The organism is Actinomadura xylanilytica (assembly GCF_030283145.1).
In the GTDB taxonomy this organism is placed as follows: Bacteria; Actinomycetota; Actinomycetes; order Streptosporangiales; family Streptosporangiaceae; genus Spirillospora; species Spirillospora xylanilytica.
This window is the reverse complement of record NZ_JASNWE010000001.1, coordinates 1,853,429-1,879,709: the sequence shown is the minus strand read 5'-3', so window position 1 is coordinate 1,879,709 and position 26,281 is coordinate 1,853,429. Positions and strand designations below refer to the sequence as shown.

The 26,281-nt window shown below is 72.5% G+C and carries 22 protein-coding genes; 15 read left to right on the top strand and 7 right to left on the bottom strand.

Annotation, left to right across the window (positions count from 1 at the left end; genetic code table 11):
- Positions 1-130: 130 nt before the first annotated feature.
- Positions 131-739, top strand: coding sequence for a DUF1707 SHOCT-like domain-containing protein (locus tag QP090_RS08755; RefSeq protein WP_285938613.1), 609 nt, complete (start codon positions 131-133; stop codon positions 737-739).
- A 125-nt stretch (positions 740-864) separates the two neighbouring features.
- On the opposite strand, the gene glpX is transcribed toward QP090_RS08755, so the two are convergent.
- On the bottom strand, positions 865-1,899 hold the full coding sequence (gene glpX, locus QP090_RS08750; RefSeq protein ID WP_285938039.1) for a class II fructose-bisphosphatase: 1,035 nt from the start codon (positions 1,897-1,899) through the stop codon (positions 865-867).
- A gap of 180 nt (positions 1,900-2,079) precedes the next feature.
- Here glpX and QP090_RS08745 point away from each other — a divergent pair, with 180 nt between their 5' ends.
- Together QP090_RS08745 and QP090_RS08740 are read left to right on the top strand one after the other, a co-directional pair.
- Positions 2,080-2,748 (top strand): TetR/AcrR family transcriptional regulator, encoded by a 669-nt coding sequence (locus QP090_RS08745; RefSeq protein WP_285938038.1) that lies wholly within the window; start codon positions 2,080-2,082, stop codon positions 2,746-2,748.
- A 20-nt stretch (positions 2,749-2,768) separates the two neighbouring features.
- Positions 2,769-3,524: a DUF4245 domain-containing protein gene (locus QP090_RS08740; RefSeq protein ID WP_285938037.1), complete on the top strand. Its 756-nt coding sequence runs from the start codon at positions 2,769-2,771 to the stop codon at positions 3,522-3,524.
- Positions 3,525-3,593: 69 nt separating this feature from the next.
- Here QP090_RS08740 and QP090_RS08735 read toward each other — a convergent pair whose 3' ends face one another.
- Positions 3,594-3,821 (bottom strand): exodeoxyribonuclease VII small subunit, encoded by a 228-nt coding sequence (locus QP090_RS08735; RefSeq protein ID WP_329519584.1) that lies wholly within the window; start codon positions 3,819-3,821, stop codon positions 3,594-3,596.
- A gap of 212 nt (positions 3,822-4,033) precedes the next feature.
- Positions 4,034-5,248, bottom strand: a complete 1,215-nt coding sequence (gene xseA, locus QP090_RS08730; RefSeq protein ID WP_285938036.1) for an exodeoxyribonuclease VII large subunit — start codon at positions 5,246-5,248, stop codon at positions 4,034-4,036.
- Between the two features lie 128 nt (positions 5,249-5,376).
- On the opposite strand from xseA, the gene QP090_RS08725 reads away from it, so the two are divergent.
- Both QP090_RS08725 and QP090_RS08720 read left to right on the top strand, forming a co-directional pair.
- Positions 5,377-5,802, top strand: coding sequence for a MarR family winged helix-turn-helix transcriptional regulator (locus QP090_RS08725; protein WP_349666478.1), 426 nt, complete (start codon positions 5,377-5,379; stop codon positions 5,800-5,802).
- Positions 5,803-5,821: 19 nt separating this feature from the next.
- Positions 5,822-7,051, top strand: a complete 1,230-nt coding sequence (locus tag QP090_RS08720) for an MFS transporter (RefSeq protein ID WP_285938035.1) — start codon at positions 5,822-5,824, stop codon at positions 7,049-7,051.
- A gap of 141 nt (positions 7,052-7,192) precedes the next feature.
- Here QP090_RS08720 and QP090_RS08715 read toward each other — a convergent pair whose 3' ends face one another.
- Positions 7,193-7,870 (bottom strand): DUF8129 domain-containing protein, encoded by a 678-nt coding sequence (locus tag QP090_RS08715; RefSeq protein ID WP_285938034.1) that lies wholly within the window; start codon positions 7,868-7,870, stop codon positions 7,193-7,195.
- A 245-nt stretch (positions 7,871-8,115) separates the two neighbouring features.
- On the opposite strand from QP090_RS08715, the gene QP090_RS08710 reads away from it, so the two are divergent.
- Positions 8,116-9,081 carry a 4-hydroxy-3-methylbut-2-enyl diphosphate reductase gene (locus QP090_RS08710; RefSeq protein WP_285938033.1) on the top strand — a complete coding sequence of 322 codons (966 nt, stop codon included), beginning with the start codon at positions 8,116-8,118 and terminating at the stop codon, positions 9,079-9,081.
- 21 nt (positions 9,082-9,102) lie between these two features.
- Here QP090_RS08710 and QP090_RS08705 read toward each other — a convergent pair whose 3' ends face one another.
- On the bottom strand, positions 9,103-9,657 hold the full coding sequence (locus QP090_RS08705) for a DUF6542 domain-containing protein (RefSeq protein ID WP_285938032.1): 555 nt from the start codon (positions 9,655-9,657) through the stop codon (positions 9,103-9,105).
- A gap of 56 nt (positions 9,658-9,713) precedes the next feature.
- Positions 9,714-11,060 carry a DNA recombination protein RmuC gene (locus QP090_RS08700; RefSeq protein ID WP_285938030.1) on the bottom strand — a complete coding sequence of 449 codons (1,347 nt, stop codon included), beginning with the start codon at positions 11,058-11,060 and terminating at the stop codon, positions 9,714-9,716.
- 135 nt (positions 11,061-11,195) lie between these two features.
- On the opposite strand from QP090_RS08700, the gene QP090_RS08695 reads away from it, so the two are divergent.
- The 9 genes from QP090_RS08695 to QP090_RS08655 all read left to right on the top strand — a co-directional run bounded on the left by QP090_RS08695 (position 11,196) and on the right by QP090_RS08655 (position 25,568).
- Positions 11,196-12,203: an alpha/beta hydrolase gene (locus tag QP090_RS08695; RefSeq protein WP_285938029.1), complete on the top strand. Its 1,008-nt coding sequence runs from the start codon at positions 11,196-11,198 to the stop codon at positions 12,201-12,203.
- A gap of 60 nt (positions 12,204-12,263) precedes the next feature.
- Positions 12,264-13,355 (top strand): redox-regulated ATPase YchF, encoded by a 1,092-nt coding sequence (ychF, locus tag QP090_RS08690; protein ID WP_285938028.1) that lies wholly within the window; start codon positions 12,264-12,266, stop codon positions 13,353-13,355.
- A 447-nt stretch (positions 13,356-13,802) separates the two neighbouring features.
- Positions 13,803-14,810, top strand: a complete 1,008-nt coding sequence (locus tag QP090_RS08685; RefSeq protein WP_285938027.1) for a conjugal transfer protein — start codon at positions 13,803-13,805, stop codon at positions 14,808-14,810.
- Positions 14,811-14,882: 72 nt separating this feature from the next.
- Positions 14,883-15,167, top strand: a complete 285-nt coding sequence (locus QP090_RS08680) for a hypothetical protein (RefSeq protein WP_432763019.1) — start codon at positions 14,883-14,885, stop codon at positions 15,165-15,167.
- Between the two features lie 161 nt (positions 15,168-15,328).
- Positions 15,329-18,709 carry a TcpE family conjugal transfer membrane protein gene (locus QP090_RS08675; protein WP_285938026.1) on the top strand — a complete coding sequence of 1,127 codons (3,381 nt, stop codon included), beginning with the start codon at positions 15,329-15,331 and terminating at the stop codon, positions 18,707-18,709.
- 193 nt (positions 18,710-18,902) lie between these two features.
- The gene (locus QP090_RS08670; RefSeq protein WP_285938025.1) at positions 18,903-21,392 is read left to right on the top strand and encodes an ATP-binding protein; all 2,490 of its coding nucleotides are present in this window, start codon (positions 18,903-18,905) and stop codon (positions 21,390-21,392) included.
- Positions 21,389-23,875: a type IV secretion system protein gene (locus tag QP090_RS08665; protein WP_285938024.1), complete on the top strand. Its 2,487-nt coding sequence runs from the start codon at positions 21,389-21,391 to the stop codon at positions 23,873-23,875. The genes QP090_RS08670 and QP090_RS08665 overlap by 4 nt, the downstream gene beginning before the upstream one ends.
- Complete coding sequence (locus QP090_RS08660) at positions 23,875-24,510, top strand: hypothetical protein (RefSeq protein WP_285938023.1); 636 nt, start codon at positions 23,875-23,877, stop codon at positions 24,508-24,510. Before QP090_RS08665 ends, QP090_RS08660 begins: the two co-directional genes overlap by 1 nt.
- Positions 24,507-25,568, top strand: coding sequence for a C40 family peptidase (locus QP090_RS08655; protein WP_285938022.1), 1,062 nt, complete (start codon positions 24,507-24,509; stop codon positions 25,566-25,568). The genes QP090_RS08660 and QP090_RS08655 overlap by 4 nt, the downstream gene beginning before the upstream one ends.
- Before the next feature lie 126 nt (positions 25,569-25,694).
- On the opposite strand, the gene QP090_RS08650 is transcribed toward QP090_RS08655, so the two are convergent.
- On the bottom strand, positions 25,695-26,153 hold the full coding sequence (locus QP090_RS08650; RefSeq protein ID WP_285938021.1) for a guanyl-specific ribonuclease: 459 nt from the start codon (positions 26,151-26,153) through the stop codon (positions 25,695-25,697).
- Positions 26,154-26,281: the final 128 nt, after the last annotated feature.

The following is a 26,281-nucleotide window of genomic DNA, read 5'->3' as shown; positions in this document are numbered from 1 at the left end:
AGAAGATTCGCGTCAGCGTAGGGACAACTCGCCGCGCAGGTCAATCACGGCCGGACGGGGGCACGGCCGTCCGGCCGCCATTCTCGCCCGTCGCGACGACGGTGCCGGCCGCTAACCTTGAGGGGTGGAAATGCCCGATCGGCGCCCGCCCGCGGAAAAGGCGACGCGCGTACGCGACCTGCGCGCCTCCGACGCCGACCGGGAACGCGTGGTGGCCGTGCTCGGCGAGGCCCTCGCGGACGGACGGCTGAGCATGGCCGAGCACTCCGAGCGCATCTCGCACGCCTACGCGGCCCGCACGCTCGGCGAGCTGACCGGGCTGACCGGCGACCTCAGCCCCGAGGAGTCGCAGCCGATCCTGGTCGACGACCGGCCGGTCTCGGTCTTCTTCGGCCGCACCCGGCGCGAGGGCCGCTGGGTCGTCCCGGTGAAGCTGCCGGTGCTGGCGCTGTTCGGCACGGTCGAGCTCGACCTGCGCGAGGCGGTGCTCCAGCGGCGGCACATCGTGATCGACACGATGCTGCTCGGCGGCCGGGTCCGGCTGCTGGTGCCCGAGGGCGTCCGGGTGGACGTGACCGGCCGCACCGTCCTCACCACCAGGGACGTGCGCACCCGGCCGGCGGACCAGGGCCCCACGATCGAGATCGGCGGCACGCTGATCTTCGGGTCCGTGCGGGCCCGCGCGCCCAAGCGCGGCTTCCGCGAACGCGTCCGCGGCCGTCTCGGCCGCCGCGGCTGACAGCCCCGTCCGTCCGTCCCTCCGGTCGGCCGTCCGCCCGGCCTGCGGGACGCCCACAAGATCGGCGTTGATCCTGCGGTCGTCCGGACCGCCCCCCCCGGCGATGGCTCGGCTCGTGCGGCGGGTCAGCTCGCGGTGTCGAAGTTGATCGCGCTGTAGGCCCGCAGCTTGCTGAGCTGGTGCTCGCTGGAGACCGTGCGGATGGTGCCGCTGCGCGAGCGCATGACGAGCGAGTGGGTGAACGCCCTGCCCTTGTTGTAGCGCACGCCGTCGACCAGCTCGCCGTCGGTGATTCCGGTGGCGGCGAAGAACACGTCGTCGGAGGTGACCAGGTCGTCCGTGGTCAGCACCCGGGTCAGGTCGTGCCCGGCGTCGATCGCCTTCCGCCGCTCGGCGTCGTCCTGCGGCCACAACCGGCCTTGGATCACGCCGCCCAGCGCCCTGATCGCGCAGGCCGCGATGATCCCCTCCGGGGTGCCGCCGATGCCGAGCAGCAGGTCGACGCCGGTGCCCGCGCGGGCCGCCATGATCGCGCCGGCCACGTCGCCGTCCAGGATGAACTTGATCCGGGCGCCGGCCTCGCGGACCTCCTTGACGATCCCCTCGTGCCGGGGCCGGTCCAGGATCACCACGGTCACGTCGTTCGGCGTCGAGCCCTTGGCCCGCGCGATCGCCCTGATGTTGTCGGCGATGGGCCGCTCGATGTCGACCACGTCGGCCGCCTCGGGGCCGGTGACGAGCTTCTCCATGTAGAACACCGCGGACGGGTCGAACATCGAGCCGCGCGGCGCGACCGACAGCACCGCGACCGCGTTGTTCATGCCGAGCGCGGTCAGCCGGGTGCCGTCCACCGGGTCGACCGCGACGTCGCACTCGGCCCCGCTGCCGTCGCCGACCTCCTCGCCGTTGAACAGCATCGGGGCGTTGTCCTTCTCGCCCTCGCCGATCACCACCACGCCCTGCATGGACACGGTGTTGATCAGCTGGCGCATGGCGTTGACGGCGGCCCCGTCGGCGCCGTTCTTGTCGCCCCGGCCGACCCAGCGGGCCGCGGCCATGGCGGCGGCCTCGGTCACCCGGACCAGCTCCATCGCGAGGTTGCGGTCCGGTGCCGAGGGCTCGGTGGTCAGCGGGGAGGAAACAGTGGTTTCGTCGGACATGGCGATGCAGTCCCTTCGTCGTCGATGACCCGGATTCTCCGTGGGCCGGGTACCGGGCCACAAATTGGACCAGACCAGCGGGTGGGCGGCGAGGCTCCGACACCCGGACGCGGCCGGTTTTGCCGGCTGCCCGCGCAAGGGATCGTTTCCCACGCGGAAGAGGGCGTAATCTCAGCACTCATGAGCAGCGACATGGATGTCTCGTCCGACGGGACGGCCGCCTCGGGCGACGGCGCGCCCACGCCGGACGCGCCCGTCCGCACCTCCGACCGGGGGGCCGCGACCCGCGGCGCGCTGCTGACGGCGGCCCGGGACGTCTTCTGCGAGGCCGGTTTCGCGCAGGCCGCCGTGACCGACATCGTCGCCAAGGCCGGGGCCAGCGTCGGCAGCCTCTACCACCACTTCAACGGCAAGGCCGACCTGTACCTGACGTTGTTCGAGGAGTTCCAGGGCCGCCAGCAGGAACGCACCCGCGAGGCGATCAACGCCGTCCGGGACGCCGGCGAGACCGACCCGATGCGGCAGTTCATCGCCGGCGCCGGCGCCTACCTCAACGGCTGTCTGGAGGAACGCGACGTCGCCCGGCTGTTCATCTCCGGCGACGGCCCGCCCGGATTCGACCGGGTGATGCGCCAGCGGCTCAACCGGTGGGCCCGCCGCAACGCCGCGCTCTTCCACACCTCCGACGGCGGTGTGGACGAGCCGCTGGTCATCGTGCTGACCGGAGCGATGGCGGGCGCGGTTTCGGAGGTCTCGCTGATGGACGACGACGGTGCCTCGCGCCGCCTCGCCGACAAGATCATGGCGATCGTGGGGACGATCCGGAACCCCGGTACGGAGCAGCGCTGACCGTGCGGGATCCTGGAAGGGTGACCGACAAGACCCCTTCCCCCGTCCCCGCCCCCGCGCCGGAGGCTCAGGACGGCCCGGACGCCCCGGAGGCGCGCGACGGCCGGGGCGGCGAGAGCGTCCCGGAGGCCCGGGGCGGTCCGGAGCCGACGGAGGGCGCGGCCGGACGGCCCTCGCCCATCCCGGTGAGCCCGGCCGTGCACAAGCGGCTGACCAGCGGGCTCGGCGGCTTCAGCCTCGCGATCGGCGCCTGCCTGGCGCTCGTTGCGGTGATCTACCTGATCACGCCGCGCAGCGACAACGAGGTCCTGCCGACCGTCGACTACAGCTCGCAGCAGTGGGCGCTGCGCAATGACGCCCCCTACACCTCGTACGCGCCCGAGGGGCTGCCGGTCGGCTGGCGGCCCACCAGTTCGCGGCTGCACGGCCTGGACGGCGGCGGCAAGGCGCCGGTCGCCTGGCACCTCGGGTTCGTCACGCCCACCGACGAGTACGCGGCGCTGGAGCAGAGCAACGAGAAGGCGTCCGAGTACGTCCCCCGGATGACCAACAACAAGAACTCGCTCGGCACCCAGCAGATCGGCGGCGTGAGCTGGGCCAAGTACTACCGCAAGGACAAGAAGGCCAACTCGCTGGCCCGCACCTTGCCGGACGGGGTGAGCCTGGTCGTGACCGGCACCGCGTCCTACGACGAGCTGGCCGTGCTGGTCGCCGCCCTCAAGCCGCAGCCGAAGAAGGCCGCCCCGCTGAGCCCTTCGGCCACGCCCGGCTCCTGAGCGGATCCCCGCGGACGCGCCGAGCGGGCGTGAGCCCTCGGTCGTGCGGTTCCGCCCTTCCCCGGCAGGTCAGAAGGGGGTGGGGGCGTTCTGGTCTCCGCCCTCCGGCGCGGCCATCGTGGCGGCCAGCCGGGCGCGCGCGCCCTCCAGCCACTCCTCGCAGGTCGCCGCGAGCTTCTCGCCCTGCTCCCACAGGCTCAGCGACTCCTCCAGAGTCAGTCCGCCCGCCTCCAGCCGCTTGACGACGTCGGTCAGCTCGTCCCGCGCCTGCTCGTACGACATTCTCTCTTCGGCCACGCGAACCCTTCCTCTTCCCCGCCCACCGTCGGGTCCACCCTAGGGTGTGTTTTCCAAGCCCGGCCCGGCTTCCTCGCCTGGCGGCTCGGGCGCCGACCACGCTCGGGCGAACGCGACATCGCTTCGCGATCTGGCCGGTGAGGCTCGTCTCCGGCAGGCCCCGCCGGTCAGGTGACGCGCTCGCGCGACGGCTGAGGCCACTTTGAACAGACCTAGGACTCGGCGGGACCCGACACGGTCACGGTCAACCGGCCGTCGGCCAGCCGTAGCAGCAGCTCCTCGCCGCCGGGCACGCCCGCCGCCTCCCGGACGACCGCCCCGTCCGCGCGCTGCACGATCGCGTATCCGCGTTCGAGCGTCGCCGCGGGGGACAGGGCCAGCAGCCGCGCGCGCGTATGGGACAGCTCGTCGCCGGACCGGTCGAGCGCCCCGGCCAGGCAGCGCCTGGTCCGGTCGCGCAGGGCGAGGACCCGCTCGGACTGCCGTTCGACCTCCCGGACCGGATCGGCGAGCGCGGGCCGCGACCGGACCGCCTTCAGCCAGGCGGCCTCCCGTTCGAGCCCGCCCGCCAGACAGCGCCGGCCGCGGTCGCGGAGCTGCCGGACGAGCTGGAGCTGCTCGCGGACGTCCGGGACGGTCTTCTTCGCCGCGTCCGTCGGGGTGGAGGCGCGCACGTCGGCGACCAGGTCGAGCAGCGGGGCGTCCTGCTCGTGCCCGATCGCGCTGACCACCGGCGTGCGGGCCGCGGCGACCGCGCGGACCAGGGCCTCGTCGGAGAACGGCAGGAGGTCCTCCATCGCGCCGCCGCCGCGGGTGATGACGATCACCTCGATCTCCGGATCGGCGTCCAGCCTGCGCAGCGCCTCCATCACCTCGCCGACCGCGTACGAGCCCTGGACCGCGGTGTTCTCGACCTGGAACGCCACCGCGGGCCAGCGCCGCCGCGCGTTCTGGAGCACGTCGTGCTCGGCGTCGGAGTCGCGCCCGCAGATCAGGCCGATCCGGCCGGGCAGGAACGGCAGGGGGCGCTTGCGGTCGGGCCGGAACAGGCCCTCGGCGGCGAGTACCTGCTTGAGCCGCTCCAGCCGGGCCAGCAACTCGCCGACCCCGACCGGACGGACCTCCAGCGCGCTGAGCGAGAACGTGCCCCGGTTGATCCAGAAATCGGGCTTGGCGTGCACCACCACGCGGGCGCCGTCGGTCACCGCGGGCCCGGCGGCCTCGACGACCGCGCGCGGGCCGACCACCCGCACCGACATGTTGGCGACCGGGTCGCGCAGGGTCATGTAGACGGTGCCGCCGCGCGCGTTGAGGTCGGTGATCTGCCCTTCGACCCAGATGCGGCCGAGCTTGCCGATCCAGCCGCCCACCGCCTGCAGCACGGTCCGGACCGGTACCGGGGACTCCGCCGAGGTCTCCATTGCCATGTCAGGCAGCCTAAGGGCGCGGTGGCGGCGGTACGGTCGCACCGCCCGGAGGTGGGGACCGCCGGGGCGGCGATTTGGATAGTTAGCTGACCTAACTTAGACTGGCTAAGTAATTCGAGGAGACGACCGTGACCGACACCGACCGTGCCCTGGCCCAGCAGCTGAACGGCCGCCTGCGCGACGTCGTGCTGATGCTCCGGCGGGTCAACGCCGACCAGCCGATCACCACCCAGCAGCTGTCGGTGCTCGGCTCCCTGGAGGCCGGTCCGCGCCGGATGACCGAGCTGGCCGCCGAGCACGGCGTCCGCCTGCCCACCATGACGGCGCAGATCAACCGGCTCGAACGCGACGGGCTCGTCGCGCGCGGCCGGGACACCACCGACGCCCGCGTCGTCACCGCCGGGCTCACCGCACCTGGCGCGCAACGGCTGCGTGCCGGACGGGAACGCCGCCTGGAGTTCCTCACCGAGCGGTTCGCGGTCCTCAGCGACGAGGAGCGCGCGGCCGTCGCCGCGGCGCTGCCCGCCCTGGACAAGCTCTTCGCCGCCTCCTGAACCTGAGAGGAAGGTCCCCATGCACGCACAGCCCCCCGCACGAACCAAGGGCGGCGGGATCCTGCGGCAGCCGATGTCGGTCTGGGCGACCGCGTTCGCCGCGGTCGTCGCCTTCATGGGCATCGGGCTCGTCGACCCCATCCTGCCCGCGATCGCCAAGAACCTGGAGGCGTCACCGAGCCAGGTGTCGCTGCTGTTCACCAGCTACTTCCTGATCACCGCGGTGGCGATGCTGGTCACCGGCTGGGTGTCCAGCCGGATCGGCGGCAAGCGGACGCTGATGATCGGGCTGACCCTGGTGGTCGCCTTCGCCGCGCTGGCCGGCACCTCCGACTCGGTCGGGCAGCTGATCGGCTTCCGCGCCGGCTGGGGCCTCGGCAACGCGCTGTTCGTCGCGACCGCCCTGGCCGTCATCGTCGGCGCCGCCTCCGGCGGTGCCGAATCGGCCATCATCCTGTACGAGGCCGCGCTCGGCCTCGGCATCTCGATGGGCCCCTTGGTCGGCGCCCTGCTGGGCGACATGAACTGGCGCTACCCGTTCTTCGGCACCGCGGTCCTGATGGCCGTCGGCTTCCTGCTCATCGCGACCCTGCTCGGACCGACGCCGAAGCCGGCCGAGAAGACCCGGCTGAGCGCCCCGATCCGGGCCCTGGCCCACGGCGGCCTGGCCACCACCGCGTTCACCGCGCTGTTCTACAACTACGCCTTCTTCACCATCCTGGCGTTCACCCCGTTCGTCCTGGACATGGACGCGCACGGCATCGGCCTGGTGTTCTTCGGCTGGGGCGTGATGGTCGCGCTGGCCTCGGTGTTCGGCGCCCCGCCGCTGCAACGCCGCTTCGGGACGGTCCGGGTGATGCACACGGGGCTCGCCCTGCTGATCGTGTTCCAGCTCGGCCTCGCGGTCTCCGGGCACACCGGGATCATCATCTGCACGATCCTGTCGGGCATCCCGATCGGCCTGAACAACACCGCGTTCACCGAGGCCGCCATGGAGGTCTCCGACCACCCGCGGCCGGTCGCCTCGGCGGGCTACAACTTCGTCCGCTGGCTGGGCGGAGCCCTCGCCCCCTACATCGCCACCAAGCTGGCCGAAGAGGTCGACTCCTCAGTGCCCTACTACGCGGGCGCGGCCTGCTGCGCCGTCGGCATCGCCATCCTCGTGACGCGCCGCCGCCACCTGGGGACGCTGGACCGCGTCGACATCGACCACGCTTTCCAGGACACCCCCGAACCGGCCCGCGGCTAGGGCGTGTTTCAAAGCCCGGCCCGGCCTCCTCGCCTGGCGGCCCGGACGCCGACCGCGCTCGGGGTGAGCGCGACATCGCGCTCGCGCGACGGCTGGGCACTTTGGGACGGGCCCTGGTCGGCAGGGTTTCCGTGGGGCGGGTCAGCCGTTGCCGTTGAGCTTGGCGATGCGGTTCTCGTACATCTTGATGACGTCGGGACGCGCGGCGTGCTTGCGCTCGTACTCGCGCAGCAGCTTGACCTGGTCGGTGGACAGGCCGCGCAGGCGGGCGCGGAGCTGCGGGAGCGTGGCCTCGTCGTAGTTCGGCACCGGCAGGTCGGCGGTGAGGTGCTCGACCTCGGCCTGCGCGGCGGGCTTCACCTCGGGCTTCGGCTCGAACGCGGGCTTGCCGGCCGGGTCCGGCCGGTCCTCGGGCTCGGCCTTCGCCGCCGGCTCGGGGGCCGCGGGCTTGCCGACCGCGATCTCGGAGTTGGACTTCGGGCGGGCCGGACGCTCGGTGGCCCGGGGCCGGGGCCGGGGCCGTGGCCGGGGGGCGGGCTCGGGCTCGTCCTCGCCGCCCTTGACCCGCTCCACCACCTGGCCGACCACCTTCTCGGCCGTGCTCTGGACGTCGGTGCGGAGCCGGTCGAGGACCGGGCGGACGCCGCCGCCCTCGGTGATCTCCCTGTAGTCCTTGGTCACCCGGTCGCTCAGCAGCAGGGCGCGGCCCACCCCGAACATGGCCAGCCGGACGGCGTGCAGCGGGAGGTCGCGAACCTGTTCGCCCACCGTGTCCTGCACCTGCTGCTTGAGGCGGCGCGGCGATTTCGTCATCGACATCCCTCTCCCTGCTGGCCTGACCACCGGACCGGGCCGAGTCGGCACCGTCTATCGAACCTCACTCTGCCGCACTGGTGCGATATCGGTCACCCCGGGTTAATGGATTTCTGTCCAAAAGATGCGTGCGGTGGGTCACATGGCGGGCTTCACCTGTGCTTCGGGCCCGGTGGCGCGGGCCTTCGCGGTCCCGGCGGCCGGGCGCCCGCGCGGTGCGGGAGGGCCAGCTCGACTCGTACCATGGGGGGATGACCTCGAACAGCCAGCGTCGTGTCCTGCTCGCCAAGCCGCGCGGTTACTGCGCCGGCGTCGACCGAGCGGTCGAGGCGGTCGAGATCGCCCTGGAGAAGTACGGGGCGCCGATCTACGTGCGCAAGCAGATCGTCCACAACGTGCACGTGGTCAAGACGCTGGAGGAGCGCGGCGCGATCTTCGTGGACGAGACCGAGGAGGTCCCGCGGGGGGCCATCGTGGTGTTCTCCGCGCACGGCGTCGCGCCGTCCGTGCACGACGAGGCGCGCGGCCTCGGCCTGCGCACCATCGACGCGACCTGCCCGCTGGTCACCAAGGTCCACAAGGAGGCCGTGCGGTTCGCCGACCAGGACTACGACATCCTGCTGATCGGGCACGAGGGGCACGAGGAGGTCATCGGCACCACCGGCGAGGCCCCCGACCACATCCACCTGGTCGACGGCCCGGACGACGTGGCCAACGTGCACGTCCGCGACCCCGAGAAGGTCGCCTGGCTGTCGCAGACCACGCTGTCGGTGGACGAGACGGTCGCGACGGTCGAGAAGCTGCGCGAGCGGTTCCCCAACCTGATGGACCCGCCGTCCGACGACATCTGCTACGCCACCCAGAACCGGCAGACCGCGGTCAAGGAGATGGCGGCCGGGGCCGAGCTGGTCATCGTGGTCGGCTCCACCAACTCCTCCAACTCCGTCCGGCTGGTCGAGGTCGCCAAGGAGCACGGCGCCGACGACGCCCACCTGGTCGACTACGCCGACCAGATCGACCCGGCCTGGCTGGAGGGCGTCACCACGGTCGGCGTCACCAGCGGCGCCTCGGTGCCCGACGAGCTGGTCCAGGGCGTCCTCGCGTGGCTGGCGGCCCGCGGCTACGGCGAGGTCGAGGAGATCGAGTCGGTGCAGGAGAAGATGCGCTTCGCCCTCCCGCACGAACTGCGCAAGGACCTGCGCATCACGCCGGTCTGATCCCGCGACCGCGGAGCACGTCTAGTCGACGTCGCCGTGGGGGAGGCGGGGGCGTTCGCGGGTCGCGGCGGGTGACTCGTCCCAGCGGACCGGGTCCTCGTTCTCCTCCTTCTCGAACAGCCGGCTTCCGGCGAGCTTGCCGCGCAGCTCCCGGACGTTGGCGATCAGCCCGCGGGGGGCGCCGATCACCAGCACCAGCGCGGTGCCGAGGAACAGCCCCGGCGCGGTCGCGGCCAGCGCGGCCAGCACCCCGACGGCGACGCCGCGCAGCAGCGATCCGTCCCCGAGCGTGGTGAGGAACACCGTGGCGATCGTCGCGGCGAGGAAGATCAGCGGTGGGCTGACCGCGATCGTGAGCAGGTCGGCCGGGCGGGTGGCGAACGCGGCCAGGACGCAGCCGAGCACGAACCCGGCCCCGGCGAGCAGGCCCACGTCGAGCCAGCGCGACAGCAGCCCGCCGAGCAGCCCGACGCCGAACATGACCACGATGCCGCCGCGGCCGGTCAGCGCGGCGGCTCCCGCCGCGGCGGAGCCCGGGCGCTTCCGCGAGGTCGAAGCGCCGCGCCGACGTCGCACAGGACCCCCAGGGGACGGCGAGGCGCCGCCGGGCGCGTCGCTTGCCGTCGATGTACTCATTGCCACCTCTCTCGCCGATCAATCTGATCAGGGATGGCCCGTCCGCCGAAACCTACCGGTTCCGCGGCCGGATCAGGCGCCGGCCGGGGGCCGCCGAGCACAGGCGGGGCGCCGTCTCCGGGCTCGCCCGGCCCCTCCTCGTGGGCGGTGAGCTCGGCGGCCGACGGCGAGCGCGGGCTCTCCTCGACCGGACGCGGCCCGTCCAGGGACGTCTCGACCACCCCGAGCTCGTTCAGCTTGCGGGCGCTGACCAGCACCCGCGACTCCAGCGAGCCGACCGTGCGGTTGTAGGACTTGATCGCGCCGGTCAGCGAGCGGCCCAGCTCGTCCACGTGCTGCCCCATCGTGCCGAGCCGCTCGTACAGCTCCTTGCCCAGCTCGAACACCGCGCGGGCGTTGCGCGACAGGGCGGCCTGCTGCCAGGCGTACGAGGCGGTGCGCAGCATCGTGATGAGCGTGGTGGGCGTGGCGATGTGCACCCGCTTGCGCATCGCGTACTCCAGCAGCGCCGGGTCGTGGTCGAGCGCCGGCGCCAGGAACGCCTCACCGGGGATGAACAGGACCACGAACTCGGGCGCCGGGCTGAACGCCGTCCAGTAGGACTTGGCGGCGAGCCGGTCGACGTGGTCGCGCACATGCCGCGCGTGCGCCTCCAGCCGGACGGGGTCGCCGGTCTCGGCGGCCTCCAGGTAGGCGGCCAGGGAGACCTTGGAGTCGACCACGATGTTCTTGCCGCCGACAAGCCGGACGACCATGTCGGGCCGGACGGTGCCGGTCCCGGTGACGGCGCTCGCCTGCTCCTCGAAGTCGCAGTGGGAGGTCATCCCGGCCAGCTCGACGACCCGGCGGAGCTGGAGCTCGCCCCAGCGGCCCCGCGCCTCGGGGCGTTGCAGCGCCCGGACGAGCGTGCGCGTCTCGCCGCGTAGCTGATCGGAGCTCTGCCGGACGAACTCGACCTGCTTGGCCAGCATCGCGTGCGACTCGCGGCGTCCGGTCTCGACCTCGCGGAGCTGCTCCTCGACTTTGGCGAGGGTCTCGCGGAGCGGGGCGACCAGATGCTCGACCGCCTGCTCGCGGCGCTGGAGCTCGCCCGCCGCCTCGGCCCCGGCGGTCTTGAGGCGGGCGTCGGCCAGCTCCAGGAACCGCTGGTTGCTGGCGTCCAGGGCTTTGGCGGAGAGGTTCTCGAAGTGCCCGGCCATCCGCTCCTCGGCGTAGGCCAGCTTCTCCTCGGCCGCCCGCGCCCGCGCGATGAGCGCGCCCTGCCGGGCGGTGGCGACCGCGAAACCGAGGACCACTCCGATGGCGACCCCGATGGCGAGGCCGGCGAGCAGCGCGAGGTCCATCCGTTCATCGTGACAGCGGACGCGGAGAGCGCCGCCGCGACGCGCCGAGGCTGCTGGCGGACCGGTGCAATTAGCCTCACCGTTGACCAATGCTCTGAACCGGGACGTCCCGGCCTCCGCCCCCGAGGAGTGCACATGACAGCCAGCATCCGGCCCGTAGCCGTCCGGCCCGTCGCGACCACCGCGACGGAACGCCGGATCGCCCGTGCCCTCGCGTTGGAGCCGGGCGGCCCGCCGTCCCTACAGGCGCGCGTCACGGGGCAGGTCATCCGCATGGTGGTGAAGTCGGTATGGCAGCGCACGCCGGACACCGACGCCGGGCTGGCCCGCTTCCAGCGCGTCACCGAACTGATGAGCGCGGTGCAGCGCGTCCCACGCGGCGTGGCCATCACCCCACAGGATCTCGGTACCTGCACGGCCGAATGGGTCCGGGCAGGGGCGCCCGACCAACGCAAGGTCTTCCTCCAGATGCACGGCGGCGGCTACTTCTTCGGTGGGCCGCGCCTCTACCGCGGATTCAACTGGCGCCTGTCCGCCGCCACTGGACGTCCGGTACTGGCGCTCGACTACAGGCTCGCGCCCCAGCACCACCCCGCCGACGCCCTGCACGACGCGCTCACCGCGTACGACTTCCTGCGCGCGCGGGGGTACGCGCCGGAGGACATCGTGGTCGGCGGCGACTCGGCGGGCGGTCACCTGACCCTCGCCCTCCTCCTCGCGCTCAAGGAACGCGGCACGGCGCTCCCGGCGGCGGCGATCGTCCTGTCGCCGTGGGCCGACCTGCTGTGCGAATCGGACTCGCACCGGCTCAACCGGCGCAGCGAGGTGCTCGTCCCGGCGGAGCGGATCGCCTGGCTCGGACGCCACTTCAGCCGAGGCAGGCGGCACGACGACCCGCTGCTGTCGCCCCGCAACGGCGATCTGGCCGGGCTGCCGCCGCTGATGCTGACGGCCAGCAGCACCGAGATCCTGCGGGACGAGACCCTGGACGTCGCCGAACGCGCCCGCGCCGCCGGAGTGCGGGTCCTCTACCAGGAGTGGGAGGGCCTCGCGCATGTCTTCCCGATGTTCGCCGAGTTCATGCCGGAGGGGAAGGCCGCGTTCCGGCACATGGCCGAGTTCCTGCGCGCCGCCCGCGCCTGACCGGAGTGTTCGTCCAGGGGGCGTCCGTGGCGGGTCCGGCGGGCCCATAAACTTTCCGCCGTGAGCCTCTCCATCGGAATCGTCGGGTTGCCCAACGTCGGCAAGTCCACCCTGTTCAACGCGCTGACCAAGAACGACGCGCTGGCCGCGAACTATCCGTTCGCGACCATCGAGCCCAACGTCGGCGTGGTCGGGGTGCCCGATCAGCGGCTGACCGCGCTGGCCGGGATCTTCGGCTCGCAGAAGATCCTCCCGGCGACGATGGAGTTCGTCGACATCGCCGGCATCGTCAAGGGCGCCTCCGAGGGGCAGGGACTGGGCAACAAGTTCCTGGCCAACATCCGGGAGACCAACGCGATCTGCCAGGTCATCCGGGCCTTCCACGACCCGGACGTGACCCATGTGGACGGCGACGTGGACGCGCTGCGCGACATCGAGACGATCAACACCGAGCTGATCCTGGCCGACCTCCAGACGATCGAGCGGGCCCTGCCCCGCCTCGACAAGGAGGCGCGGACGAAGAAGGACAAGGACAAGCTGGCGGTCGTCGACGCCGTCAACGCCGCGCAGAAGCTGCTGAACGAGGGCACGACGCTGTTCGCCGGCGCCGCCGCGGCCGGGATCGACCCGGAGCTGCTGCGCGAGCTGCACCTGCTCACCGCCAAGCCGTTCCTGTACGTGTTCAACCTCGACGAGGAGGAGCTCACCGACGAGGCGCTGCGCGCCCGGCTGCGCGACCTGGTCGCCCCCGCCGAGGCGATCTTCCTCGACGCCAAGATCGAGGCCGAGCTGATCGAGCTGCCCGACGACGAGGCGCTCGAACTGCTCCAGGGCATGGGCCAGGAGGAGTCCGGGCTGTCGCAGCTCGTCCGGATCGGGTTCGACACCCTCGGCCTCCAGACCTACCTGACCGCCGGCCCCAAGGAGTCCCGCGCCTGGACGATCCGCAAGGGCTCCACCGCGCCCGAGGCGGCCGGCGTCATCCACAGCGACTTCCAGCGCGGCTTCATCAAGGCCGAGATCGTCTCGTTCGGCGACCTGGTCGCCGAGGGGTCCATGGCCGCCGCCCGCACCGCCGGCAAGGTGCGCATGGAGGGCAAGGACTACGTGATGGCGGACGGCGACGTGGTGGAGTTCCGCCACAACGTCTAGCCGATCCGGCGGAGAGGCGTGTTCCGTCCGGGGTTGCGTTCCGTGCTTGTCCGGATGCGAGCCGTTCTTGGGTGTTCTGTCGCTAAAGCGACACGGTGCCGGATTCCTTGGGAAGATGTTGCGGTCCGACCCGCCACCTGGTCGGCAAGTACCGTCCGAGTTCGGGGTGCTTGTCGGAAACCGGGTCAGGCGCGCCGTTCGGAGTCTCCGATACGGGATCGTCACCGTTTGGCAATCCTCCCCGTTCCTGCTGAGGTGGATTGCATTATCCACAACCGCGCGCCGGGGGTGTGCTTCGCCCCGATGCGCTGGAAGAATTGACGCTCGTGGTTACGCTGGGCCGAGGTCGGTTCAGAAAGGAACCGCACCAGCACACGACCGGGCACAGATGACCGCGCCGACCGGGGGCTAGGCGCGAGCGGAGGCATGATGGCTCGCAGGTCGGCCGTGGGACACGGCCGTGGCACCGCCGTAGCCGAGGAGGCTCCGGCGCCGGGCCGCGCGCTCGGCTCCGCCGTCGATCCGTGGGAGCCGCCGGAGCAGACCGGCCGCCGCGGCCGGTCCGGCGGCGGCAAGGGCGGCGGCGGACGCTGGGGAGGGTCCGGCGGGCGCTGGTGGGTGTGGGTCGGCCGCGCCGTCCTCTGGGCGCTGATCCTCGTCATCCTGGTCAACGGGATCCGCGCCCCGTTCGAGCGGTTCACCGCCGCCGACAAGGCGCCGTCCGGGCCGGCCAGACCGGGCAAGTCCGCGCAGTTCCCCAGCAGCGCCGCCGGCGCGTTCGCGCTGCAGTTCGCGAACGTCTATCTCAATTACGACCAGAAATCCGCGCCCGCGCGCGCCGAGCAATTGCGCAGCTTCCTGCCCGACGGCGCCGACGAGCAGTTCGGCTGGAACCGCGTCGGGCAGTTGCAGATGCAGTCGGTCCAGGTCGCCGGCGTCGACGCCCGCGACGCGAACAACGCCACCGTCACCCTGCTGGCCCGCAATGCCGACAAGTGGTTCCGGCTGGCCGTGCCCGTCTACGCCAAGAACGGGTCGCTGGTCATCTCCGGCCGGCCCGCCCTGCTGCCACCGCCGACCAAGGCCGCGCTGCCCCAGGGCGGCGTCCGCGACCGCGACACCGCCCTCGAAGGGGAGTTGCAGCCGTTCCTCGGTACCTTCTTCCAGGCGTACGCCCACGGCGACCAGACGGTCCTGTCACGCTTCTCCGACGGGACCGCCATCGGCGGTCTCGCCGACTCGGTGACCTTCGTCAAGGTCTCCGAGGTCATCGCCCCCAAGGGGGCCGTGGGCGAGCGCACGGTCACCGCCACGGTGGCCTGGCAGGTCCCGGGCAGCGCCGCCGCGGGCAACGGAGGCGAGTTGGGCCAGACCTACCAGCTCGAGATGGTCAAGAAGGGTGCGACCTGGTACGTGAGAGATATTCGCGGCAGCACGGAGCCGAGCGCGTCATGAGAGGCCGCGACGTGAAACCACAGCGGGCACCCGCCCCCCGAACACCCGCAGATCCAGGAAGGTAGTCCGTCGATGCTGCAACACATTATGGCGTCGATACCGCATGAGGTCCTGGCGGCACCGAACGACGAACTGAAGACCGACGACCTCGCCGACTGGCTGCGTCAGATCTTCGGTCCGCTGTTCCTGGTGATCGTCTCGATCGTGGCGATCTTTTTTCTGTTCACCCGCGAGATCACGCGGTTCGTTCAATTCATCGTCCTGGCGATCGGCATTGGAGTGGTCTTCTACGTACCCAACATCATCGAGACCACGGCGAGGGCGATAGCCAAGGCCCTGGGCGTGGACATCACCTGACCCGTTCGTCCGGGGGGCGACCCCCGGGCCCGCGTCAGGGGTCAGGCGGTCCCGGCTCCGCCGGGGTCCGGCCGATCCCGGCGCGGCGGTCACCGAGGTCGGACGGCCCGAGGCGGGGCCGGCAGGCGGCACTGTGCGTGCACAGTTAGGGGAGTAGGGGCGTGGATCTACCCACGTACACGAACATCTGGCGGATCGAGAAGCGGCTGTACAAGCTGTACGACCTGCGGCTCCCGATGCCTCTGCCGCTGGTGCAGATCGGCGTGTTCGCGGGCGTGTTCGTGCCCTGGATCGTGCTGCTGAAGATCGTCGGCATTCCGTTCGAATCGCCGTGGCACGTGCTCTACATCGTCCCGCCCGGCGTGCTGACCTGGCTGGCGACCCGGCCCGTCATCGAGGGCAAGCGGCTGACCGAGCTGCTGCTCTCGCACAGCCGCTACCTGTCCGAGCCGCGCACCTGGTGCCGGCTCACCCCGATCCGCGAACCCCGCGAGGTCACGATCGTCGCCCGCGTCTGGCGGCGGCCCCAGGCCCCCGCTCCGGTGGCCGCCCCCGAACGCGCCGCGATCAAGTCGGGGCGCAAGGCGAGGAAGGCCCGCAAGGCCCGGCCGGTACCGCAGCAGGCGGCCGTCCCGACCGCGGCGTCCCTGGTCCCCGGTCCCGGCGCACTCCCCGGCGCCCTTCCCGGCCCGGCCGCGCTCGCGGGTCCGGCCACGTCCCCGGCCTTCGCCCCTCCGCCGGTCCGGATGCCGCCCGCGCCCCAGGCCCCGGCCCTGGCCCCGGCCATGTCGACGGGCGCCCCCGCCGCCGCGGCCACGCCGCAGCCGCTCGCCGAATACGCGGCGCAGCGTGAGGAACCGCTGGCCGCGTACGCCGGGCCTTCCCGCCAAACCGTCCCGCCTCAGGCCACCGTCCCCCCCCAGGCCACCGCCCTACCTCAGGCCGCCCCCGGCACTCTCGGCACCGAGGACGACGTCCGAGTCGCCGGTCCGGCCACAGGCCCGGCCGCCGGCCCAGTCGAAGGCGCACCCCCTGCGGGGCGTACGACGAAGCCTTGGCGGCGCACCGACCGCGACATCTCCCACGAGGACGACGTCCGGTTCGAGACCGCGCAGCAGTCGCCCGCAGAGCTCGAGCGCCCACCGGCCACGCCACAGCTCGAAGCGCCTCCGTCCCTGGGAGTCCCAGAGCCCGCCGCACCCGCGCAGGGGTCCGGCAAGCGGGCGCTGGCCTCCGGCGTGCGCCGTCCCGGTGCGGCACCCGAGTTCTGGCAGGCCGCCGACCAGCCCACTCAGCCGGACCGTCCGGAAGCGCCCGCCGCCACTCCGGTGCGCAGGCCCGCGTCCTCGCCCAACTCCACGCCGGCGTCTTCGCCCGCTCCGGCGACCCGCCGTGACATCCCGCAGCAGGCCGATCCCAGAACCGCGACGCCGCAGCAGCAGCCCAAGGCCCCCGTCCCGCAGGTGGGGTATCCGCAGCCGAGCCCGCCCGCGCAGGAGGGCGCACCCCGCCGTCCTGCCGCCGCGGCGCCTTCCGCCGAGGTTCCGAAGCCCGCCGCCGAGCCGGTCGAGCAGAAGCCCGTGGTGCCCGTCGGCGAGAAGTCCGGTCCCGGGACGCGGGGGGCGGGAGCTCCGCCCGAGCAGCGACGGCCTGAGAGTGAGCGAGAGGCCCCGAAGGAGCGCGAGAGGGCCCGTCCCGCCGCGACCCGTTCGCACGTCCCTCAGGCGCCGGTGAGGGGCCCGCAGCGGCCCACCCCGGGACTTCCCGGGCCGCCGCCACCGACCCGGCCCGATATCCCGATGGTTCCCGGTGCGTTCGGCGCGCCCGCGCCCACACCCGCGGCGGCGTCCACGGGCAAGGGGCCCGAGGACGCCGAAAGGCGGCCCGCCGAGCAACAGCCCGCCGGGCGCCCCAACGCCGACCGGCCCGTCGCCGGTCCGTCCGCTGGGAAGCCCGCAGGGGCGGGCAGTGGTCCGCCCGCTGAGCCGCCGGTGCGTAAGGATCCGCCCAAGCCGTGGTCCGAGGGGCTCTCCAAGCCCCCGCGCGCGGCTTCCACAGACGCCACAGTGTGGCCGCCCCTCCCCGAGCCCCGCCGCGACGTGCCCGGAGCGACGCCGCAACAGCCCGGCAGGACGGCGCCCCTGGGGCAGGGACGGTTCCCCGCACCCGGCACACCTCCGCAGGGCACTCCTCTGCAAGGCACCCCGCCACAGGGATCCCAACCACAGGGATCCCGACCACAGGGCACCCCGCCCAGCGGCACACCAACGCAGGGCACACCAACGCACGGCACACCAACGCACGGCACGCCTCCCAGGGGCACGCCGTTGCAGGGCCCCCCGTCCGGGGGCGCGCCGACACAGGGCACGCCCCCCAGGGGCACCCCCGTGCAGGGCACGCCGCAGCAGGGCGCGCCCCCGCAGGGGACGCCTCCACGAGGTGTTCCTCTTCAGAGCGTCCCGCCGCAGGGCAGCCCGGTGCAGGGAGGGTTGCCGCCTGAGGGCATTCCGATCGAGCCGCCACCGCAGTTCGCCCCCGAAGAGCAGCCGCCACCGCGCGAGGTGCGGTCGGGGCCCGCGTCGCCCGTCCGGCCGAGACCGCTGCCGCCGCCCCCGGCGGCGCCGCCGTCCGGACCCGCGATCACGCCGCCGGATCCCGAGCACGAGGTCACCGGCGGGGGGCTGCGACGGCTCATCCAGGCCGTCGGCGGCGGGCACGGCGAGGCCGACGCCGAGTACCAGCTGCGGTTGCAGCAGCCGTTCCAGGGCACCCGCCATGTCGTGGTGCTCGGCTGCACCGGCGGCGCGGGGCAGACCGTCACCGGGCTGATGCTCGGCCACACCTTCGCGCAGCACAACGGCGAGCCGGTCGTGGCGATCGACGTCAACCCGGGGCCGGGCGCGCTGGCCCGCCGGACGCGCAGCGAGACCAACGAGACGCTGACGAGCCTCATCACGCGCGCCGACCAGGTGACCAGCCTGACCGCGATGCGCCGCTACACCTCGCAGGCCAAGTCCGGGCTCGACGTCATCGCGGCGGGCAAGAACCCGCTCCAGGCGCTCGACGACCGCGACTACGCGCTGGCGATCCGCACGATCGACCGGTTCTACTCGGTGACGCTGCTGGACGCGGCGGCGGCCGTGGTCGCGCGGGTGCTGCCGTACGCCGACCAGGTCGTGCTGGTCGCGCCCGCCAGCTCGGACGCGCCGCGCGCGGTCGCGATGACGTTCGAGTGGCTCGACGGGCACGGCTACGAGGAGCTGCGGTCCCGCGCCGTCACCGTGATCAACGGGGTGAGCCGGCGCAGCATGGACGACGTCGAGCAGGCCGAGGCCGTCGCCCGGGGACGGTGCCGGGCGCTGGTACGGATCCCGTGGGACGATCACCTCAGCATGGACCGCGCGCCCCGCAATGAGCTGCGATCGTTGCGCGCGCCGACGCGGCGTGCCTATCTTGCCCTCGCCGGTGTGGTCGCCGGCGGGTTCACCGTCGTGCCCGAGCGTTACCAGGAGCTTCAGCAGGAGCAGGAGGCCACCCGATGAGCGCCCCCACGCGTCCACGCGGCGCCGCGCGGAGCGGGACCCACGACCCCCAGGACGACGACCCCCGTGACGGCGGTGCCGGCGACGTCCGGCACCGCGCCCGGGACCTCCCTCACGACCCCCCTGACCGGTTCGACGACGGCACTCGCGCTTCGGGAGACCCCATGGCTCGGACCGGGGCCGGGAGGCGGGCATGAGCAAGTCCAGCCGCCTGGCCGTGCGCTACTTCGACGACCGCGTGCTGCTCACCGACAACTCCGCCTGGGCCTACTTCCGGCTGCCGACGGTGTCGTACGAGTTCACCACCGGTGAGGAGCGCGAGGCGCTCGCCACCAACATCACGATCGCGCTGGCCGGCATCCGGATGCAGGACGCCGAGATCCACCTGCGGATCGCCCACCGCACCTACCCGGCGGCCGACTGGGCGCTCGCGCTGGACAAGACCTCCGACGGCGGCGCCGGGTGGCGCGAGTACCTGGAGGAGACGTACGCGCACGTCTGGGCCAAGGACTTCTGGACCAAGGAGGTCTACCTCGGCGTGCGGCTCGGCCCGCGCGGGATGGGCGCGCAGCTGTCCGGCGGGGCCCTGTCGCAGCTGCTGACCTTCTACAAGCGCAGCGAGAAGGCGCTCGGCGTCGAGGACGACGCGATCGACAAGAAGGAGATCTCGCGCTGGACCGACCAGGCCGAACGGATCGGCCGCGCGCTCGGCGGGTCCGCGCTGTACGCCAGGCACGCCACGTCCACCCAGGTGGCCTGGCTGTTCCAGCACGCCGTGACGGGGTCGCTCGCCGACCCGCCGCCGTCGGCGGTGCCGCGCCGCACCTGGGGCAAGGGCGAGATCGAGGCGCTCGTCGAGGGCGCCATCCACAACGGCCGCTCGTACCTGCGGGTGGAGCAGCCCAACTTCACCGGGGCGGGCCGGGGCGCGATCGCGCAGTCCTACGTCGCGTACCTGTCGTTCGCCCGGTTCCCCGACATGATGGCCTTCCCCGACGGCGAGCCGTGGTTCCACTACGCCGACGCGCTGCCGTTCCCGGTGGAGATCAGCGCGCGGATGAAGCTGATCCCGCCGGCCAAGGCGTCCAAGGACGTCTCGCGCAAGCTCGCGCACGCCCGCGACATGGACCAGCACATCCGGGAGGCGGGCGCCGAGGCGCCGATCGCGCTGGCCGAGCAGATCGACGCGGCGCGGATGCTCGAGCACGGCATCACCAAGGAACGGCTGCCGTTCGTGTACGGCTGGAACCGGCTGATCGTGTCCGCGCCGACCGAGGACCTGCTGGCGCAGCGGGTGGACGCGGTGGTCGAGCACTACCGCGACATCGGCATCGACGTGGTCAACTCGACCGGCGACCAGTTCTCGCTGTTCCTGGAGTCGCTGCCGGGCGACCGGCTCCGGCTCAACGCCTACGCGCAGCGGCAGCCGCTGCGCACCATCGCGGGCGGCATGCCGGTCGCGACCGTCGACCTCGGCGACCGCCCCGACGAGAACGGCGAGGGCTGGATCGGCCCCTACATCGGCGAGACCCTCGGCCGGGCCCGCTCCATCGTGCACTTCGACCCGCTGGTCGCCGCGGCCCGCAACCGGCCGACCGCCGTCGCGATCACCGGGGAGCCGGGCGGCGGCAAGACCACCCTCGCGCTGATGCTGATCTACCAGATGGCGCTGCGCGGTGTCACGATCGCCGCGATCGACCCCAAGGGCGATGCCGAGTCGCTGGTCGAACTGCTGAAGGCGCGGGGCCGCAAGGCGCGGATCCTGCCGCTCGGGTCCGCGGCGCCGGGCCTGCTCGACCCGTTCTCGTTCGGCGACGACCTCGCGGCCAAGAAGACGATGGCGACCGAGACGCTGCGGCTGCTGCTGCCGCGGATGTCGGAGGAGCGCGAGTCGGCGATGATCCAGGCGGTCGGCGCGGTCGCCAACGCCGAGCGTCCCTCGCTCGGCCGGGTGGTGGACCATCTGGAGGGCTCGGCCGACCCCGCGTCCAAGAACCTCGGCGCGGTGCTGCGCTCGATGTCGGAGATGCGGCTCGCGCGGCTCTGCTTCGACCCGTCCGGCGGCGACCGGATCGACACCGCCGGGTGGACGACGGTGTTCACCCTCGGCGGCCTCACCCTGCCCGACGTGACGATCTCGCGGGAGGACTACTCCTACGAGCAGCGCCTCTCGGTCGCGCTGATGTACCTGGTGTCGCAGTTCGCGCGGCGGCTGATGCACGGCCTGGACCGGCGGCTCCCCAAGGCCATCTTCCTGGACGAGGCGTGGGCCATCACATCGACACCCGAGGGCGCCAAACTGATTCCGGAAGTCTCGCGCATGGGGCGTTCTCGCAACACTGCGTTGATCCTGGTGTCACAGAACGCCGGGGACCTCTTGAATGAGCAGGTGACCAACTGCCTGTCGTCGGTGTTCTCCTTCCGCTCCTCCGAACGGGTCGAGGTCGGGAACGTCATGTCTCTTCTGGGGGTGGAGGCGTCGGACGAGCACAAGGCCGTGCTGCGCAACCTGGGCAACGGGGAGTGCATCTTCCGCGACCTGGACGGCCGCGCCGGCCGCATCGGCGTCGACCTGATCTCCGAGGAGCTCCAGCGCTGGCTGGACACCAACCCGACCCGGTCCCGTCCGGAGTCGTCCGAACTCACCACCGCGGGGGCCGAGGTCGAGGAGGTCCGACGATGACAGGTCCCCGCCACCGGACGATGCGCGTCCAGCGCTCCCCCGGCGAAGGGCTCGATCCCGCCTGCCTCGAGCCCCCCGGCCGCTCAGGCCGGCGCCGCCGGCGCCACCGGCCGTCCGGGCGGCGTTCGGTGCTGCTCGCGCTCGTACTGGCGTTGTTCATGGTCGGCCTCTCCCCGATGGCAGGGGCGGGGCCGTTCGGCAGTGATCCCTGCCGGCCCGCCGACAGTCCGGCGCCGGAGCAGTACGGGTCGGGGGCCGACGGCATGATCAAGCCGCCGGACTACCCGGACCACAAGCTCCAGCGCACCGAGGTCCAGGACCTCACCTACTACGACCGGTTCGGCACCGCGGGCCAGACCTGGTACGCGGTCGACATGGGCTGCTCGGACGCGATGGCGATGATGGGCAACGCCCTCGCCAACACCACCTTCACCCTCGTCCGCGCGATCGACCGCACGACGATCAGCGTCTACCAGGCGGCGGCGTCGGAGTCGCTGCTGAGCTGGCTGAAGAACACCGTCGACGGGGTCATCAGCGGCATCGGCAAGACGTTCAACGCCCGCTACTGGTCGTGGGTGGTCATCCTCGGCGCGATGTGGCTGGCGTGGTGGGGGCTGGTCCGCAAGCGGGCGAGCAAGGTCACCGAGGGCGTGATCTGGATGGTCGCGGCCATGGTCGCGCTGATCTGGCTGGTGGCGCGCCCCGCGGACTTCACCACGCTCGGGACGAAGGTGTCGGAGGCGACGAGCGCGGCGTTCAATGCCGCGCTGCCGCAGAGCGACACCAAGGGCAGCACGTGCATCCCGCCGCCGGAGGGGCAGAAGAGCCCGACGGCCAATCCGAACATGGACGCCACCACCCGCAACGCCAACGGGCTGTGGGTGGCGCTGGTCTGCAAGCCGTGGCTGATGGGCGAGTTCGGCACCACCGACCCCAATGCGAAGGTGGTCAAGGACAACGCCGACAAGCTGCTGTGGTCGCAGGCGGTCGACCTGCCCGAGACGTACGGTGGGCAGAAGGCCGACATGGCGAAGAAGGCCGACGCCTACAAGTCGGTCACCAAGAGCATCAAGGACGACCACGCCGGGGTCTATCCGCTGTTCCAGGGCAAGAACTGGACCAGCAGGCTCGCGGTCGCGTTCGGCGGCCTCTTCGCCGCGCTGGTCGCGGGCCTGCTCATCCTGGTGATCGCGATCGCGCTGATCGTGGTCAAGATCGCCTTCCTGCTGCTGCTGGTCGCCGGGCCGGTCTTCCTCGGTATCGGGATCCATCCCGGCATCGGCCGGGTGATCGCGATCCGCTGGCTGGAACTGCTGCTGTCGATGCTGCTGAAACAGGCGGCGCTGATAGGCGTGCTGTCGCTGCTGCTGTGGGCGTACGGGCTGATCCTCGGGGAGACGCTGCCCTGGGGATTGCAGATCCTGCTCATCGCGCTGGTCACGGGCGCGGCGTTCGTCTACCGCAAGCCCTTCCAGCATCTGTTCTCCGCCGTCGGCTACTCGGCGGTGGGGTCGCGGGAGAAGAGCGAGGCGCACCTCGACAAGTCGGTCATGGAGGCGCGCAAGAACACCATGGCGCTCGCGGGCGCGGCGGTGCCCGGCGCGGCCAGTGCCCGGCTCGGACGCTGGGGCAAGCGCGACTCCGCGGCGGAGGCCGGTGCGGCGGGCGCCCTCGCCGACGGTGTGGCGGCGTCCGGGACGGCCGCCGAGCGGCGCAACGGCACGGGCGCCGGTGCCGGCGACGGGCCGTCGCCGGAGACGGCCCCGGTGCTGGCCGCCAAGCCCCGCACGGCCGGTGCGGCAGCCGCGCAGGGACGTCCCCTCAAGGGCGCGCCGCCGCTCAACCTGCCGTCGCGCGCCGGTGCCCTCAGCGACGCCAGTGCAGGCTCGTCCGCCAGGTCCAGCGGCGGATCGGCGGGCTCGGGTTCGGGCTCGGCGGCGGCCGGTTCAGGCTCGGGTGGCGGCGGTGGCACGGGTGCGGCGGCTCCCGGCGCCGCGGGATCGGGCCGGGGGGCGAACGGCGGCAAGCCGTCCGGCAGCGGTTCCGGCCGCCCCACCTCGTGGACGGGCCGTGGTGGCAACAGCGGTAATGGCGGCGGTGGCGGCAACGGTTCAGGCGGTAGCGGCGGCTCGTCCGGCTCCGGTGGCGGAGGAGGCGGCGGAGCCGCCGGCGGTGGCGCCTCCGGTGGCGGTGGCGGCTGGTTCGGTGGCGGCGGCCGGTCGTCCGGGGGCACTGAACGCGGCCGTGGCCGATCCGGCGGCGGCAACGGCGGTTCGGGCGGTGGTTCTCCGGCGAGGGGCGGCGGACGTGATCCGGCGTCGAACGTGCCGAAGCCGCGAACGGGCCCGAGCGGGTCGTCCGGTTCCGGTGGCGGCGCGGCGAACCGGCAGCCTCCGCCGCTGTGGGACAAGCGCGGCTCGGGTGAGGGCCCGCCGATCCCGTTCTGGTTGCGTCCGGTCGACCAGCCGGAACGGGACGAGTGATGAACCTGAACGACCGCCAGCGCAAAATCGTCTTCGGAGGACTTGTGGTGGTGCTCGCGGCCGTCGGCATCTACCTCACCGTCGCCAACCCCGACCACGAGTCCGGCCGCCGGGCCGCGAAGCCGGTGGTCACGCCGGCCGGGCCGACCGGTCCGGCGTCGCCGCCGCCGGGGATCTCGGCGGCCGTGACGGCCGGCGGGTTCGACATCTACCGGTTGCTGCCGTTCTCCCAGCAGGAGTTCGCGTTGGCGGCCGACCTGGCGCAGCGGTTCACCGCCGCGTACGGGACCTACCGGTTCGACGAGGCGCCGCCGGCCTATGTCGGGCGGCTGTCCGGCCTGGTCACCGACCAGCTGCGCGGCGAGCTGGAGCGCGGCGTGGCGGCGCCGGGCATCCAGGACGCGCGGCGGCAGGAGCAGGTGGTCGCCTCCAGCACCGCCACGCTGGACCGGGTCCGCGACATCGAGGACAACTCGGTGATCTTCCTGGTCACCGGCAAGCAGGACGTCACCAAGAACGGCAAGAAGAGCCAGGAGAGCCGGCAGTACGCGGTGACGGTGGCCCGTGACGGCTCTGCGCTCCGCGTCTACGCCTTCCAGCCGGCCGACACGGGACAGGACGGAGACACCGGATGAACCGGCGCCGCGTACTGATAGCCGGGGCCCTGGGGGCGGCGGGCATGCTGTTCGCGGCGCTCATGGTCGTCCCCGTGCTGTTCGGGGCGAGCCAGTTCATGTTCGGCGGCGGCGTGGGCGGCGGCTGCGTGGACGTCTCGAAGGCCGGCGCGCAACCCGCCGCCGCGACCGACGCCAGGGCGATCCCGGCCAACTACCTCGACCTCTACAAGAAGGCGGGGCAGGAGTACGGCATCCCGTGGAACGTGCTGGCCGGGATCGGCAAGGTCGAGACCGGCCACGGCACCTCCAAGCTCCCCGGTGTCGCCAAGGGCGAGAACTACGCCGGCGCGGGCGGCCCCATGCAGTTCCTCGCCGCCACCTTCGATGCGTTCGCGGTCGACGGGGACAAGGACGGCCACAAGGACCGCTACGACCCCGATGACGCGATCCCGTCGGCCGCCCGCTACCTCAAGCACAACGGCGCCCCGCAGCGGATGCGGACCGCGATCTTCCAGTACAACCACTCCACGGACTACGTGAACCTCGTCCTGGACTGGGCGAAGAAGTACGTCGGCGGGGACTTCAAGGTCGTCCAGTCGGCGGGCGTCGAGTGCCAGGACAACGACCTGCCCGCGAACGCCGGCGGCCTGGTCCAGCGGATCATCGCGTTCGCGCTGGCCCAGCGGGGCAAGCGCTACATCTTCGGCGCGAACGGCCCGGACGCCTGGGACTGCTCCAGCATCCTCCAGGCCGCCTACCGCAGCGTGGGCCTGTCCATCCCGCGCACCACGTTCGAGCAGTGGCCGTTCGGGGTGAAGGTCGGCAAGGGCAAGGAGCAGCCGGGCGACCTGGTCTTCTTCAACTCCGGGCCCGGTACCGCCAGCGACAATCCCGGCCACGTCGGCATGGTCATCGGCAAGGGCAAGATGATCGTCGCGAGCTGCTCGACCTGTACCCCCAACATCGGCGTCAAGCCGTACAAGCGGGCCGACTGGGTCGGCGTCACCCGCCCGCTGGCCCGTCCCGACTTCAAGAAGAAACTCTCCGAACTGGCCGTCCAGCAGCCTGGCGGCTGACCGCCGGGACCATGGCGCCCGGCGGTCGGCCGAGGCCGGTGGCCGCCTGCCGGGGGAGCGCGCCGGGGAGGGCCGTCCCGCGCCCGTGCGGGCGGGCGGGACGGCCCTGGCGTGCGGGTCAGCGGGTCAGCAGGTGAAGTTGATGTCGGAGAAGTGTGCGTAGTGGTCGGACGTCCAGTACATGCCGTCGTGGCCCTGGTCGCCCGAGGTGATGATGCGGCGCGCGCCGCGGTTCGAGCTGCCGGGGGTCTTGACGGTGTACTCGTGGTAGAAGCCCTGTTGCTCGTCCGGGAGCAGACCCTCGCGGTTCTGGAAGACGGTGCCGTCCTGGGGGTAGGGGTAGGGGCCGCCCTTGTCGATGAGCGCGACGGTGTCGCCGGCCTCGGGCGGTAGCGCGGTCTCGCAGATCGGCGGGATGGCCGCTACCGGGGCCGCTACCGGGGCCGCGGCGGGAGCTGCCGCGACGGAGCCGGTGGGGGCGGTGCCGGTGGTGGCGGCCTGGGCTGTGGTGGGACCGGCGAGGCCGGCGGCCAGCAGCGGCACCAGGAGCAGTGTGCGGTACCTGTGTGAGCGGGGGGTCTTCATGGGCCGAGTGTCACCCCGGACGCCCTCGCAGTCACGATGCCGAACGGTAATTCAGTTGAAGTTGCCGATCGCGCCGCCGCGAATTCGGCACGGTTCGCACGCCTCGCCCGCCGGGCCTCCGGCGGGTG

Coding starts and splice junctions, on each gene's coding strand:
- QP090_RS08755 (WP_285938613.1), top strand. CDS start 131: ATGCCCGATCGGCGCCCGCCCGCGGAAAAGGCGACGCGCGTACGCGAC.
- glpX (WP_285938039.1), bottom strand. CDS start 1,899: ATGTCCGACGAAACCACTGTTTCCTCCCCGCTGACCACCGAGCCCTCG.
- QP090_RS08745 (WP_285938038.1), top strand. CDS start 2,080: ATGAGCAGCGACATGGATGTCTCGTCCGACGGGACGGCCGCCTCGGGC.
- xseA (WP_285938036.1), bottom strand. CDS start 5,248: ATGGCAATGGAGACCTCGGCGGAGTCCCCGGTACCGGTCCGGACCGTG.
- QP090_RS08720 (WP_285938035.1), top strand. CDS start 5,822: ATGCACGCACAGCCCCCCGCACGAACCAAGGGCGGCGGGATCCTGCGG.
- QP090_RS08715 (WP_285938034.1), bottom strand. CDS start 7,870: ATGTCGATGACGAAATCGCCGCGCCGCCTCAAGCAGCAGGTGCAGGAC.
- QP090_RS08710 (WP_285938033.1), top strand. CDS start 8,116: ATGACCTCGAACAGCCAGCGTCGTGTCCTGCTCGCCAAGCCGCGCGGT.
- QP090_RS08700 (WP_285938030.1), bottom strand. CDS start 11,060: ATGGACCTCGCGCTGCTCGCCGGCCTCGCCATCGGGGTCGCCATCGGA.
- QP090_RS08695 (WP_285938029.1), top strand. CDS start 11,196: ATGACAGCCAGCATCCGGCCCGTAGCCGTCCGGCCCGTCGCGACCACC.
- QP090_RS08680 (WP_432763019.1), top strand. CDS start 14,883: ATGCTGCAACACATTATGGCGTCGATACCGCATGAGGTCCTGGCGGCA.
- QP090_RS08670 (WP_285938025.1), top strand. CDS start 18,903: ATGAGCAAGTCCAGCCGCCTGGCCGTGCGCTACTTCGACGACCGCGTG.
- QP090_RS08665 (WP_285938024.1), top strand. CDS start 21,389: ATGACAGGTCCCCGCCACCGGACGATGCGCGTCCAGCGCTCCCCCGGC.
- QP090_RS08660 (WP_285938023.1), top strand. CDS start 23,875: ATGAACCTGAACGACCGCCAGCGCAAAATCGTCTTCGGAGGACTTGTG.
- QP090_RS08655 (WP_285938022.1), top strand. CDS start 24,507: ATGAACCGGCGCCGCGTACTGATAGCCGGGGCCCTGGGGGCGGCGGGC.
- QP090_RS08650 (WP_285938021.1), bottom strand. CDS start 26,153: ATGAAGACCCCCCGCTCACACAGGTACCGCACACTGCTCCTGGTGCCG.